This window comes from Bacillus sp. P4_D3 (assembly GCF_056401855.1).
Map to the genome: position 1 here is coordinate 1 of NZ_JBFUIN010000070.1, position 13,592 is coordinate 13,592.

17 protein-coding genes and 1 pseudogene are annotated in these 13,592 nt (G+C 36.1%); 12 read left to right on the top strand and 6 right to left on the bottom strand.

The window, feature by feature from the left end; all coding sequences use genetic code 11:
• Positions 1–267: 267 nt before the first annotated feature.
• Entirely contained in the window at positions 268–1,134 is an 867-nt protein-coding gene (locus tag AC1DTM_RS11125; protein ID WP_002111505.1) for a hypothetical protein, read from the top strand.
• Positions 1,135–1,223: 89 nt separating this feature from the next.
• Complete coding sequence (locus AC1DTM_RS11130) at positions 1,224–1,889, top strand: potassium channel family protein (RefSeq protein ID WP_000504033.1); 666 nt, start codon at positions 1,224–1,226, stop codon at positions 1,887–1,889.
• 38 nt (positions 1,890–1,927) lie between these two features.
• Here AC1DTM_RS11130 and rnjA read toward each other — a convergent pair whose 3' ends face one another.
• A complete protein-coding gene (gene rnjA / locus AC1DTM_RS11135; RefSeq protein WP_016106048.1) occupies positions 1,928–3,595 on the bottom strand; it encodes a ribonuclease J1 in 1,668 nt (555 codons plus the stop codon).
• Positions 3,596–3,599: 4 nt separating this feature from the next.
• On the bottom strand, positions 3,600–3,812 hold the full coding sequence (locus AC1DTM_RS11140) for a DNA-dependent RNA polymerase subunit epsilon (protein ID WP_000576437.1): 213 nt from the start codon (positions 3,810–3,812) through the stop codon (positions 3,600–3,602).
• 548 nt (positions 3,813–4,360) lie between these two features.
• Between AC1DTM_RS11140 and AC1DTM_RS11145 the strand changes: the two genes are divergently transcribed.
• Entirely contained in the window at positions 4,361–5,134 is a 774-nt protein-coding gene (locus AC1DTM_RS11145) for a Cof-type HAD-IIB family hydrolase (RefSeq protein WP_002014845.1), read from the top strand.
• Between the two features lie 62 nt (positions 5,135–5,196).
• Here the strand turns inward: AC1DTM_RS11145 and def are convergent, their stop codons facing one another.
• Both def and AC1DTM_RS11155 read right to left on the bottom strand, forming a co-directional pair.
• Positions 5,197–5,751 (bottom strand): peptide deformylase, encoded by a 555-nt coding sequence (gene def, locus AC1DTM_RS11150; RefSeq protein WP_002160674.1) that lies wholly within the window; start codon positions 5,749–5,751, stop codon positions 5,197–5,199.
• A 166-nt stretch (positions 5,752–5,917) separates the two neighbouring features.
• Positions 5,918–6,067: a YjcZ family sporulation protein gene (locus tag AC1DTM_RS11155; RefSeq protein ID WP_002160675.1), complete on the bottom strand. Its 150-nt coding sequence runs from the start codon at positions 6,065–6,067 to the stop codon at positions 5,918–5,920.
• 513 nt (positions 6,068–6,580) lie between these two features.
• On the opposite strand from AC1DTM_RS11155, the gene pdhA reads away from it, so the two are divergent.
• The 5 genes from pdhA (at position 6,581) to AC1DTM_RS11180 (ending at position 11,918) form a co-directional block, all read left to right on the top strand.
• Positions 6,581–7,696 (top strand): pyruvate dehydrogenase E1 component subunit alpha, encoded by a 1,116-nt coding sequence (gene pdhA, locus AC1DTM_RS11160; protein WP_002160676.1) that lies wholly within the window; start codon positions 6,581–6,583, stop codon positions 7,694–7,696.
• 3 nt (positions 7,697–7,699) lie between these two features.
• A complete protein-coding gene (gene pdhB / locus AC1DTM_RS11165) occupies positions 7,700–8,677 on the top strand; it encodes a pyruvate dehydrogenase complex E1 component subunit beta (RefSeq protein ID WP_000068162.1) in 978 nt (325 codons plus the stop codon).
• A 93-nt stretch (positions 8,678–8,770) separates the two neighbouring features.
• Positions 8,771–10,060 (top strand): pyruvate dehydrogenase complex dihydrolipoyllysine-residue acetyltransferase, encoded by a 1,290-nt coding sequence (pdhC, locus tag AC1DTM_RS11170; protein ID WP_016106047.1) that lies wholly within the window; start codon positions 8,771–8,773, stop codon positions 10,058–10,060.
• A gap of 5 nt (positions 10,061–10,065) precedes the next feature.
• Positions 10,066–11,478 (top strand): dihydrolipoyl dehydrogenase, encoded by a 1,413-nt coding sequence (gene lpdA / locus AC1DTM_RS11175; protein ID WP_477000233.1) that lies wholly within the window; start codon positions 10,066–10,068, stop codon positions 11,476–11,478.
• A gap of 212 nt (positions 11,479–11,690) precedes the next feature.
• A complete protein-coding gene (locus AC1DTM_RS11180) occupies positions 11,691–11,918 on the top strand; it encodes a hypothetical protein (RefSeq protein ID WP_002111500.1) in 228 nt (75 codons plus the stop codon).
• A 1-nt stretch (position 11,919) separates the two neighbouring features.
• Here AC1DTM_RS11180 and AC1DTM_RS11185 read toward each other — a convergent pair whose 3' ends face one another.
• Positions 11,920–12,312, bottom strand: a complete 393-nt coding sequence (locus AC1DTM_RS11185) for a DUF1885 family protein (RefSeq protein WP_002014853.1) — start codon at positions 12,310–12,312, stop codon at positions 11,920–11,922.
• A 133-nt stretch (positions 12,313–12,445) separates the two neighbouring features.
• On the opposite strand from AC1DTM_RS11185, the gene AC1DTM_RS11190 reads away from it, so the two are divergent.
• The 4 genes from AC1DTM_RS11190 to AC1DTM_RS11205 all read left to right on the top strand — a co-directional run bounded on the left by AC1DTM_RS11190 (position 12,446) and on the right by AC1DTM_RS11205 (position 13,427).
• Positions 12,446–12,742 (top strand): DUF3055 domain-containing protein, encoded by a 297-nt coding sequence (locus AC1DTM_RS11190; protein ID WP_000462037.1) that lies wholly within the window; start codon positions 12,446–12,448, stop codon positions 12,740–12,742.
• 195 nt (positions 12,743–12,937) lie between these two features.
• Positions 12,938–13,066, top strand: a complete 129-nt coding sequence (locus AC1DTM_RS11195) for a GapA-binding peptide SR1P (RefSeq protein WP_002111499.1) — start codon at positions 12,938–12,940, stop codon at positions 13,064–13,066.
• 59 nt (positions 13,067–13,125) lie between these two features.
• On the top strand, positions 13,126–13,254 hold the full coding sequence (locus AC1DTM_RS11200; protein ID WP_002033839.1) for a GapA-binding peptide SR1P: 129 nt from the start codon (positions 13,126–13,128) through the stop codon (positions 13,252–13,254).
• Positions 13,255–13,298: 44 nt separating this feature from the next.
• The gene (locus tag AC1DTM_RS11205) at positions 13,299–13,427 is read left to right on the top strand and encodes a GapA-binding peptide SR1P (protein ID WP_002111497.1); all 129 of its coding nucleotides are present in this window, start codon (positions 13,299–13,301) and stop codon (positions 13,425–13,427) included.
• A gap of 37 nt (positions 13,428–13,464) precedes the next feature.
• Here the strand turns inward: AC1DTM_RS11205 and AC1DTM_RS11210 are convergent.
• Positions 13,465–13,592 (bottom strand): annotated as a pseudogene (locus tag AC1DTM_RS11210) (protein-glutamine gamma-glutamyltransferase); the annotation flags it as partial.

The window sequence follows — 13,592 nt, forward strand, 5'->3', positions numbered from 1 at the left end:
CTCGCTAATTGTGCAACAGTTTAGAGTGGGGATTTTTTAGTTCCGAGACGAAAACATCTTTTGTATTTGTTAGTGTTAGACATCTTCATACAAATGAGTAGAGTTAAATTTGACGTCTTAATAATGAGCAGGGGTTTTTAGCCACTGCTCATTATTAATTAGTACTAATAGGTAAGATAATTATTTAACTAACTTATACAGGTTTACTTTTAGTATGAAAAGTGTGTAAAATCAATGTGATACATAGAAAAAAGGGTGGGGAATTACGTGCAAATTAGCAGTGCGATTTTATGTTTCGTCTTATATGCATATGTTATTATTGCGGCGGTTTATTTTGGGATAAGTTTTTACGCCTATCGTTTAGCAAATAATAGTGAATATGAAGAAACATACAAATGGGTGAAAAGATATTTGTCACCTGTACTAGAAATTATGAATGGATTTGTTCTTTTTTTATTTATTGGATTAATTGCTTTCTCAACGAGTTTAGTGGGGAATAAGACTACGTTATTTGTACTAGGTATCATTATTTTTATGTTATTAGGAATTCGGATTGGTAATACGGTGTTTTGGAACGAAAGAAAAATAGATGGTTGGACAGGGATGTTTATTCCATGTATGTTAGCTGCAATTGTGACGAATATAGAGCATGAATATTATCAATTACATTTTTGGCTTATCATTGTTTTAACAATCCTCTCTGTTTTGTATATAAGTACTGTCGTGCTAACATACATCGCAAATGAAAAAGGAGATGCAAAAGGTGCGCGCTTCTTTAGAGGGCGTGCATTATTATGGAGTGTGCCGACGATGGCAGTTATAGGAATTATTGCGATATTAGTAAATGGATATCAATTTACTAATTGGCAATTGTTTTTAGAAACTTGGTGGATCTTCATTGTTTCGCTTGTAGCTTTTTTAGGCGCAACACATTATTTATTCCATCAACATCATTACATATTGGCACTGTTATTCGCATTTACACAACTTTTATTTGCTTTTTTCGGACAAGAAACGCTATTGTTCGTTTTTGAAACATTTAGTTCATTTGGAAATATATTTGTATTTGGTATGTTAATTTTCGGTATCGCGTTTTATTTACAACAGTATTTTTATATGCAAAAACAAAAATAAGAATAAGAAGTATATACAGGTTTTTGTAGCGAATTTAAAGTATGTTACAATAAAAGTACATAGTACTTGATGTTATTGGAGGAATTCCTGTGGGCGAAAAAGAGAAAGAATTTGCTGTTATTGGGCTTGGCCGTTTTGGTGGAAGTATTTGCCGTGAATTAGCTCAATTAGGTATGGAAGTAATGGCAATTGACTCAGATGAGGATAAAATTAATGAGTTTGCAAATATAGCTTCGCATGCTGTAATTGCAGATTCAACAGATGAGATGGTATTAAAAAGTCTTGGTATTCGTAATTTTGATCATGTAGTCGTTGCTATTGGAGATAATTTGAATTCAAGTATTTTAACAACGTTAATTTTGAAAGAATTAGGTGTGAAAAATATTACTGTAAAAGCTCAAAATGACTATCATGAAAAAGTGTTAAGTAAAATAGGGGCAGATCATATTGTGCATCCAGAACGAGATATGGGAAAAAGGATTGCTAATAATATCGCATCAAGTAATGTGTTAGATTACCTAGAGCTTTCAGATGAGCATAGTATTGTAGAGATTATCGCAAATAAAAAAATTGATGGGCACTCTTTAATTGAATTAGATATTCGTGCGAAGTTTGGTTTGAACATTGTAGCAATTAAACGTGGAAAAGAAGTTATCGTATCTCCTCGAGCTACAGAAAACGTTCAGGCGGGAGATATATTAATTGTAATTGGTCATGACGATGAAGTAGATCGTTTTAAGCATTTTTTAAGATAAGAGAAAAGGACAATGCCGAGGAGGCATTGTCCTTTTTCTTATATTTCCATAATGATTGGTAAAATCATTGGACGACGTTTCGTTTTTTCGTATAGGAATGGTGCTAATGTGTCTGTAATCTCATTTTTAATTTCAGACCATTGTGTTGTTTTTCGCTCCATTACTTTTTCTAAATGTGTTGTAATTAATGTTTGAGCATCGTTGATTAAATCGCTGCTTTCACGCATATAAACGAAACCACGCGAGATGATATCAGGTCCTGCTGCAACTTTAAATTCTTTCATATCAATGCTTACAACTACAATAACGAGTCCTTCTTCAGAAAGAATGCGACGATCACGTAATACGATATTACCGATATCTCCAATACCATTTCCATCGATATAGACAGAGCCAGATGGGATTTTCCCAGCTACGCTTGCTTCATCAGAACGTAAAGCGAGAACATCCCCGTTATCCATAATGAAACAATTTTCTTCTGGAATACCACAATCATTCGCTAATTTCATATGCATACGTTGCATACGATATTCACCATGAATTGGCATGAAATATTTCGGCTTAATAAGACGTAGCATTAACTTTTGTTCTTCTTGTCCACCGTGTCCACTCGTATGAATATTTGAGAGTTTACCATGGATTACATCAGCGCCAGCGCGGTACAACATGTTAATTGTACGACTTACACTAATTGTATTGCCTGGGATTGGTGAAGAAGAGAAAACAACTGTATCGCCAGGGATAATTTGAATTTGACGATGTGTACCATTGGCAATACGTGAAAGTGCTGCCATCGGCTCCCCTTGACTACCTGTACATAACATAACAACTTTATTAGCTGGTAGGCGGTTTAGCTGAGATGTGTCTATGAATGTATCCTTTGGACACCGGATATAACCAAGGTTTTGTCCGATTTCAATAGCTGCTTCCATACTTCGACCGAATACAGCTACTTTACGATTGTTTTCAACAGCAGCCTCAACAACTTGTTGTAAGCGATGGATATTCGATGCAAAGGTTGCGAATATAATACGACCGTCTACTTTGCGGAATATATCTTGAATACTATCACCAACGCGGCGCTCAGACATCGTAAAGTTTGGCACTTCACTGTTTGTACTATCAGATAAGAGACAAAGTACACCGTCTTTTCCGATTTCGGCCATTTTTGTTAAATCTGCTGGCTCGCCGACTGGTGTGAAATCAAATTTAAAGTCACCTGTATGAACGACTTGTCCTTGAGGTGTTTTCACAACAACTCCGTATGAATCCGGAATACTGTGAGTTGTACGGAAGAAGGAAACAGATGTCTTTTTAAATTTAATAACATCATCTTCTTGAATTTCATAAAGTTTTGCTTTACGAAGTAATCCGTGCTCTTCTAATTTGTTTTTTATTAGGGCAAGTGCTAATTTTCCACCGTAAATTGGAATGTTTACTTGACGTAATAGATAAGGAATTCCACCGATATGATCTTCGTGACCATGTGTAATGAATAATCCTTTAATTTTATCTTCGTTTCGCACAAAATAAGTGTAATCTGGTATTACATAATCGATCCCGAGGAGTTCGTCTTCTGGAAATTTAATTCCAGCGTCAATTATAATAATTTCATCTTGAAATTGAACAGCATATGTATTTTTACCGATTTCACCAAGACCACCGAGGGCAAAAACGGCAGCTTGATCATTTTTTAGGAATTTCATATGACTATACGATCTCCGCTAATATTAAATCAGCGTTTTGTTTTTCATATTCAAGATGAGCACCAGTAACAGACTGAACGAACTCGATATTATATGCGAACTTTTGTAATTTTTTACGAACATCCTTTTGAGACGTAGCCTCTAAATATAAAACTTTTGTATTTTCACGTACTGGGACCTCAGTTAATTTTTCTTGATAAAATACTTTAAAAATCATTGGGAAAACCTCTCCTTGTCTATGTTTTGCATTATCTGTTACTTATTATAAAGCAAACAGTCACGATTTTCATGTTTTTTCGAATGAGAATGAAGAAAAAGCCCGAAATGGGCACAATTTAAGCGATTGTCTTCTTACGGACTAAATCGTTTAAATAACGCTTGAGCTTTTTCTTCAGCTTCTTCAGCATGATTACTCCTTCCTTTCCTTATTTTAAACATGCATATTACTAATGATAACTCCGTCTCCTATACAAGAAAGAAGATTAGAAGTGAATAGTGAATCTTGTTCTTTTTAGTATAGTGTAAGTTATCCTGTAGTAACGATTAGTAGCCGTTAGTTATAGATATAGTATGAGGAAGAATAGAAAAGAAAATTCATCCGAACAAGTATCCACATTTTTTTACTAATAGTATATGCACATTTCATAAATAAGGTCAGAAAGTGAACGCTTTCTTCACAGATGTTTAATATGTTATACTTTTTTTTGAAATTTGAAAAGTGATAATCAAAATAGGAATATAGAGTGCCAGAAAGGGTTTTGACAAATGAATGATAAAATTGTCTTTTTTGATATTGATGGAACATTATTAGATCATGATAAAAAAATTCCGCAATCTACAAGAGATGCAGTAAGAGATTTACAAGAAAAAGGTGTGCATGTAGCGATTGCGACAGGGCGTGCGCCATTTATGTTTGAAGATATTCGTGAGGAACTCAATATACATAATTATGTTAGTTTTAACGGACAGTATGTTGTATTTGAGGATGAGGTATTATTTAATAATCCATTACATCCTGATGCTCTACATAAGTTTACTCAGTTTGCAAAACAAGAAGGATATCCACTTGTATATCTTGACCATCAAGAAATGAGAGCGTCAGTGGAATATCATGATTATGTAAAAGAAGGTTTTGGAAGCTTACAATTCGAGCATCCGGCATATGAACCTGATTTTTATGAGAAACGCGATATTTATCAAACGCTTCTTTTTTGTGAAGTAAACGAAGAAGAAAAGTTTATTCATCATTATCCAGATTTTCATTTTATACGCTGGCATGCATATTCAATGGATATTATTCCTAATGGTGGTTCTAAGGCAAAAGGGATTGAGAAGTTTATTGAGAAAATAGGATTTAATCGTGAACAAGTATATGCATTTGGGGACGGATTAAATGATTTAGAAATGATTGAAGCAGTAGGAACGGGCATTGTGATGGGGAATGGTCATGAGGATTTGAAAAAACTTGCTAATTATGTGACAAAAGATGTTAATGAAGACGGTATTTATCACGGATTAAAGTGGGCTGGCTTGTTATAAGTAAGTGTGGAACCCATTTCATATAATAAAAAGGCGGAAGGTTAACTTCCGCCTTTTTACTATTATCGCTCGAGAGGTTTTGAATCATCGGGAGCCACAAATGGATTGTCTTTATTAATATGGTCATAGAACATAACACCGTTTAGATGGTCGATTTCATGTTGGAATACAATTGCTGGTAAACCTTTTAATCGCAGTTTTACGTCTTCACCGTTAATCGTTGTTGCCTTTACTGTAATTCTTGTGTAACGAGGGACATAACCAGGTACTTCACGGTCTACAGATAGACAGCCTTCACCATTTTGTAAATATGTACGTTCAACAGAATGACTAATGATTTTTGGATTGAATAATGCGTAGCTATATAACGTATCGTTCGTATCAGTTACATGAACCGCAATCATTTTCTTTGAAATACCGATTTGCGGAGCCGCTAATCCGATTCCGGGGCGTAAATTATATTTTTCAGCCATTTCAGGGTCCTGGCTATTTATTACAAATTCAATCATTTCTTTAAGAGTATTTGTATCTTCCTCGCTAGCAGGTAAGGAGACCTCTTCTGCGACTTCGCGCAAAATAGGATTTCCTTCACGAATTACCTCATTCATTGTAAGCATATGTAATCTCTCCTTTCTTCTTTAGTCTACCAAAGGAGATAAAAAAAGTCATCGGCAAGTAAGGAAGAACTACTTGGAAACAAATCTTCTATAGATAAGTTATGTAATAAAAGAAAAGACGGCAAAGCCGTCTGTTTCTTTCCATAGTTGTTTCATTTTACATTAATTAGCGAATGCAAGCAGCACCAACGATAATTAAAAGGATAAACAACACAACGATTAAGGCGAAGCCGCGTCCAGATTCGCCACAAGAACCGCCATAACCGTAGGAAGGATATGAACAAGTTGTTGGATAGCAATATGAGTATCCGTACATGAGATGACCTCCTTTATCATTTCCCGCTAATACTGCGGTTACTATAATGTATGGAGGAATGATTAGAAATGTATAGGTATTTACCTATAAAAGGAAGAAGTGTTTGTATAATTTTATTGAGAAGAGAGAAAAACTAAAGAGAATTAAATCGTTTACATATTATTCTAAGAGAAAAAACAAGTTAAAAAGGGAATAATATAACAGTAGGTTATTGCTTACTAATACAGATGTGAAAAATAAAAACATGTTTGTGTAGAGGAAACCTGCATATTATTTATAAAAAAACGTATTCAAAGTAATTGACATCGTAATTAGAATAGTTGTAAACTAAAAAACGTGATCAAGATTGTATTAATATGTTTTTGAAAAAACATTAGTACAGATTGTTAGGTACACAAAATTATTCTCAACCGACAGACAAACTTGTTGGTTTACATTGTTGCGCTTTCAGTCTAGCTAATAGATAGTGAAAGCGTTTCAGAATATGGTTCAAGAGAGGAAGAGGTGAACGGAATGGGTACTAAAACAAAAAACACCCTATTTAATGTTGATGAGCAAATGAAAGCTATCGCAGCTCAATTTGAAACATTACAAATTTTAAATGAAAAAGGCGAAGTTGTGAATGAAGCAGCTATGCCTGAATTATCAGATGATCAATTAAAAGAGTTAATGCGCCGTATGGTGTATACTCGCGTACTAGATCAACGTTCTATTTCTTTAAACCGTCAAGGACGTTTAGGTTTCTACGCACCAACTGCTGGACAAGAGGCTTCTCAATTAGCAAGTCATTTCGCACTTGAAGCAGAAGATTTCATCTTACCAGGATATCGTGATGTTCCACAATTAGTGTGGCACGGTCTACCATTATATCAAGCATTCTTATTCTCTCGTGGACATTTCATGGGTAACCAAATGCCTGAGAATGTAAATGCACTTGCTCCACAAATCATTATCGGTGCGCAAATCATCCAAACTGCTGGTGTTGCGTTAGGTATGAAACTACGTGGTAAAAAATCTGTTGCAATTACTTACACTGGTGACGGTGGTGCTTCACAAGGTGACTTCTACGAAGGTATGAACTTTGCGGGTGCATTCAAAGCTCCAGCAATCTTCGTTGTACAAAATAACCGTTATGCAATCTCTACTCCAGTAGAAAAGCAATCTGCAGCTAAAACTGTAGCACAAAAAGCAGTAGCAGCAGGTATTTACGGAATTCAAGTAGACGGTATGGATCCATTAGCTGTATACGCAGCAACTGCATTCGCTCGTGAGCGCGCAGTAAACGGTGAAGGCCCTACTTTAATTGAGACTTTAACATTCCGTTATGGTCCACATACAATGGCTGGTGATGACCCAACTCGTTACCGTACAAAAGATATCGAAAACGAATGGGAACAAAAAGATCCAATCGTACGCTTCCGTGCATTCTTAGAAAACAAAGGCCTATGGTCTCAAGAAGTTGAAGAGAAAGTAATCGAAGAAGCAAAAGAAGATATCAAACAAGCAATTGCTAAGGCTGACCAAGCTCCAAAACAAAAAGTTACTGATTTAATGGAAATCATGTACGAAAAAATGCCTTACAACTTAGCTGAACAATATGAAATTTACAAAGAAAAGGAGTCGAAGTAAGCCATGGCTCAAATGACAATGATTCAAGCAATCACTGATGCTTTACGCGTTGAAATGAAAAATGATCCTAACGTACTTGTGTTTGGTGAAGACGTTGGTGTAAACGGCGGAGTATTCCGTGCTACTGAAGGTTTACAAGCTGAATTCGGTGAAGATCGTGTAATGGATACTCCACTTGCAGAGTCTGGTATTGGTGGACTTGCAGTTGGACTTGCACTTGAAGGCTTCCGTCCAGTTCCAGAAATCCAATTCTTCGGTTTCATTTATGAAGTAATGGATTCAGTTTCTGGTCAATTAGCTCGTATGCGTTACCGTTCTGGTGGACGTTGGACTGCTCCAGTAACAATTCGTTCTCCATTCGGTGGTGGCGTTCATACTCCAGAACTACATGCTGATAGCTTAGAAGGATTAGTGGCTCAACAACCTGGTCTAAAAGTTGTTATTCCATCTACTCCATACGATGCAAAAGGTCTTTTAATCTCTGCGATTCGTGACAACGATCCAGTTATCTACTTAGAGCATATGAAATTGTACCGTTCATTCCGTCAAGATGTACCAGAAGGCGATTACACAATTGATTTAGGTAAAGCTGATATCAAACGTGAAGGTACAGATGTATCTGTTATCGCTTATGGTGCTATGGTTCATGCTGCACTAAAAGCTGCTGAAGAACTTGAAAAAGAAGGTATCTCTTTAGAGGTTGTTGACTTACGTACAGTTCAACCATTAGATATCGAAACAATCATTGCTTCTGTTGAAAAAACAGGTCGCGTAGTTGTAGTTCAAGAAGCTCAAAAGCAAGCTGGTATTGCAGCTAACGTTGTAGCGGAAATTAACGACCGTGCAATCTTAAACTTAGAAGCACCAGTTGTTCGTGTTGCAGCTGCTGATACAGTATTCCCATTCTCTCAAGCTGAGAGCGTATGGTTACCAAACCATAAAGATATTGTTGAAGCTGTTAACAAAGTAATGAACTTCTAATTTTTAGTTTTTCATGTGCAAAAGAAATCAGCACATGCTGGTTTCTTTTGTACATATTCCATAATAATGAAATGAATCAGGGGGCTGAATTCCGTGGCATTTGAATTTAAACTACCAGATATCGGTGAAGGTATCCACGAAGGTGAAATCGTAAAATGGTTTATTAAACCAGGCGATGAAGTAAATGAAGACGATGTACTTCTTGAAGTGCAAAATGATAAAGCAGTAGTAGAAATCCCTTCTCCTGTTAAAGGTAAAGTACTTGAAGTACTTGTAGAAGAAGGAACAGTTGCAATTGTAGGAGATACATTAATTAAATTTGATGCTCCTGGATACGAAAACCTTAAATTTAAAGGTGACGATCATGATGAAGCTCCAAAAGCTGAAGAAGCAGCAGTAGAAGCTCCAGCAGCGGAAGCTACTCCAGCAGCAACTGCAGAAGTAGTAAATGAGCGTGTAATCGCTATGCCATCTGTTCGTAAATATGCTCGTGAAAAAGGTGTAGATATTCATAAAGTAGCTGGTTCTGGTAAGAACGGCCGTGTTGTGAAAACTGACATCGATGCATTTGCAAATGGTGGACAAACTGTAGCAGCAACTGAGGCTCCAGCAGCAGTAGAAGCTACTCCAGCAGCAGCGAAAGAAGAAGCACCAAAAGCACAACCAATCCCAGCTGGTGAATATCCAGAAACTCGTGAGAAAATGAGTGGTATCCGTAAAGCGATTGCGAAAGCAATGGTTAACTCTAAGCATACAGCTCCTCACGTAACATTAATGGACGAAGTAGATGTAACAGAACTTGTTGCTCACCGTAAGAAGTTCAAAGCTGTTGCAGCTGACAAAGGTATTAAATTAACTTACCTTCCATACGTTGTAAAAGCTTTAACATCTGCATTACGTGAATTCCCAATGTTGAATACTGCTTTAGACGATGCTTCTCAAGAAATCGTTCATAAACATTACTTCAACATCGGTATCGCAGCTGATACAGACAAAGGTTTATTAGTACCAGTTGTTAAAGATACAGATCGTAAATCTATCTTTACTATTTCTAACGAGATCAATGAACTTGCTGGTAAAGCACGTGACGGTCGTTTAGCTCCAACTGAAATGAAAGGTGCTTCTTGCACAATTACAAACATTGGTTCTGCAGGTGGACAATGGTTCACTCCAGTTATCAATCACCCAGAAGTAGCAATCCTTGGTATCGGCCGTATCGCTGAGAAACCAGTTGTGAAAAACGGTGAAATCGTTGCAGCTCCAGTATTAGCATTATCTCTAAGCTTTGACCATCGTTTAATTGACGGCGCAACTGCTCAAAAAGCATTAAACCAAATTAAACGTCTATTGAATGACCCACAATTATTAGTAATGGAGGCGTAATAACAATGGTAGTAGGAGATTTCCCAATTGAATTAGATACAGTCGTTGTTGGTGCAGGTCCTGGTGGATACGTTGCGGCAATTCGTGCAGCACAATTAGGTCAAAAGGTAGCAATCATTGAAAAAGCTAACCTGGGTGGCGTATGCTTAAACGTTGGATGTATTCCTTCAAAAGCGTTAATCAATGCAGGTCATCGTTATGAGAATGCTATGCATTCTGATGACATGGGTATCACTGCAGAGAACGTAAAAGTTGACTTTACAAAAGTTCAAGAATGGAAAAACGGCGTAGTTAAGAAATTAACTGGCGGTGTTGAAGGCCTTCTTAAAGGTAACAAAGTTGAAATCATTCGCGGTGAAGCTTACTTCGTAGATGCTAACACATTACGCRTAATGACTGAAGATGCAGCACAAACTTATACGTTTAAAAATGCTGTTCTTGCAACTGGTTCTACACCAATCGAAATTCCTGGATTCAAATACTCTAAACGTGTTATCAACTCTACAGGCGCTTTAAGCTTACCTGAAATTCCTAAAAAACTTGTTGTAATCGGCGGCGGTTACATCGGTATGGAATTAGGTACTGCATATGCTAACTTCGGTACAGAAGTTACTGTAGTAGAAGCTGGCGACGAAATCTTAGCTGGTTTCGAAAAAGCTATGAGCTCTGTTGTTAAACGTGCTCTACAGAAAAAAGGTAACGTAAATATCCATACAAAAGCTATGGCTAAAGGCGTTGAAGAAACAGAAACTGGCGTAAAAGTTAGCTTTGAAGTTAAAGGTGAAATCCAAACTGTAGAAGCAGATTACGTATTAGTAACTGTAGGTCGTCGTCCAAACACTCAAGAAATCGGTCTTGAGCAAGTTGGAATTAAAATGACTGACCGTGGCATCATCGAAATTGATGAGCAATGCCGTACAAATATTTCAAACATCTATGCAATCGGTGATATCGTTCCTGGACCACCATTAGCTCACAAAGCTTCTTACGAAGGTAAAGTAGCTGTTGAAGTAATTAGTGGCCATGCATCAGCAATCGATTACATCGGAATTCCTGCAGTATGCTTCACTGATCCAGAATTAGCATCTGTTGGTTACACTAAGAAACAAGCTGAAGAAGCAGGAATGACAGTAGCTGTATCTAAGTTCCCATTCGCTGCAAACGGTCGTGCGTTATCATTAAACAGCACTGACGGTTTCTTACAACTTGTAACACGTAAAGAAGATGGTCTTCTTGTAGGTGCACAAGTTGCAGGTGCAGGTGCTTCTGATATTATCTCTGAGATTGGTTTAGCTATCGAAGCTGGAATGACAGCTGAAGATATCGCTCAAACAATCCATGCTCACCCAACATTAGGTGAAATCACAATGGAAGCAGCTGAAGTTGCTCTTGGAATGCCAATTCACATTGTAAAATAATTTAAGTAATGTAAATAACCCATCTCTTATTTAAAGAGATGGGTTATTTTTATTTTCATAAAATGACTTGCAAGGTCTTTATATGTACTTGTCGAATGAATATATAATACTTTAAATGAATCGTTAGAATATATGCCGTTGTATAATATGTAATTGATTCAAACTTAATCCCATATATTAATAAAATAGAGCATGTCAAAGGAGAAGGTTCCATGAAAATATTACATGTTATATTTTATCATTTTTTATTATGGAGTGGTTTTTCCATTGTATTAACATTATCGAATGGTGATAAGTTTCATTATAAAGTAATTCTCTTTTTCGTATTTCTTTATTTAGCATATGTAATTGCATGTTTTCTATTACACGTAAGGAAGCAGGCTTTATTACTTACGTGTTCGAATTGTATACTCTTTTTAATTCTATTCTCTATTTTTTAAATTAACGTTTATAGAAATACATTGTTCTTCCATTAAATAGTTGTAACTCTCCTTCTAATTTCTTCGCTAGAAAACGGCTAAATTCATTTGCTTTTCCTTTATCACCAAATGTTGCTGTAGTAGGTAAAGAAACCTGAATGAAAGATTGTTCCTTTTCTATTCCAATCCCCACATAAATAGAATCATATCGATCGTGACTTGATTGGAGTTTTAATGTTGTTGCTGATGTATCTAATATTTCATAAGGAAAAGCTGTATTTGTATAAGCATAATTAATTTGATCACCAGTCTTGGAAGTAACGGTTTTATAGTTATGAAAAAGGTGTTTTACATCTTCTATTGAAACAGATTGTTGATTAGATTTAGGTACAAGTGTGATAAAGGCGTGTTGCATACAAATTTCCCCCTAGTTTAGTAGAATAATATCATTCTACATCCTACTGAATTTTTTGACAATTAAAAGGAGTATTACTTTTTTTGTTTAATATATTATGAATAGGAAGTGTTATTTAGAAAGGTGGAAACTCATGTTTGAAAAATTGTATGATGAGCATGAAAGTGTGAAGGTACGATTTTTAGGATTTATGACGCATGATACACGTTATGATTTTGGAGTTATTTATACAAATATGTTTTTTGGAAAGCCACTTATTGTTTGTATGCAAACAGGGAGATCTACTTTGCTTGGGCGAGATGATGTAGAAAATGTTCCATATATACAAGAAACTTTTAAGTTAGGATCGGAAGAGGAGGCGGAGGAATTAGCTCAGTTTTTTAAATTTCTTGTTCCGTCTACTTCTTTGCATGCGGAGTATGAAGAATAATTAACAAGAAACAGTCGTATGTATGAAATATGGCTGTTTTTTTGTGTTAATATCGCATACTAATTTAATTTTAAAATATTTAATGTGTTATACTAAAAACCTATTGACGTAAAAAGTATAACATATTAAAATAAAGACAGAAAGTTAAGCGGTTACAAAAGTTTTTGGGATTATAAACTTAGGGGGAAATGAAAAATGGGAACAATCGTATGTCAAGATTGTGAAGGTACAATTGCACACTTCGAGGATGAGAAAGTAACGGTACTTTACGGGAAATGTGGATCTTGCGGATGTGAGCACACAGAACATACAAAAGCCCAATAATTGATAGGAAATGGACAACTAAAAGTTTTTAGGACCATAAACTTAGGGGGAAATGAAAAATGGGAACAATCGTATGCCAAGTTTGTGAAGGAACAATCGGACATTTTGAGGATGAGAAAACGACAGTACTTTATGGAAAATGTGGTTCAAATTGTGACTGTGCTAGTAGAGACAATGCGAAAGCTTAATCATATATAAGTAGATTATTCTTAAAACTCAGGGGGAAATGAAAATGGGAACAATCGTATGCCAAGTTTGTGAAGGAACAATCGGACATTTTGAAGATGAAAAATCAACAGTACTTTATGGGAAATGTGGATCTCATTGCGAATGTGACCATACAGAACATACAAAAGCTTAATAATTAAGAAAAAACGCCTACACATGTAGGCGTTTTTTTAATAGATTGTAGTTGTATGTCCGACTGTTGCAACGATTGCATCGTCTCTAATAGGAATAAATCCTATTGATGTCTGTGGCGTGTTAGGAGCGGCATATTGACTCATCATACGGCTATCAATACGAG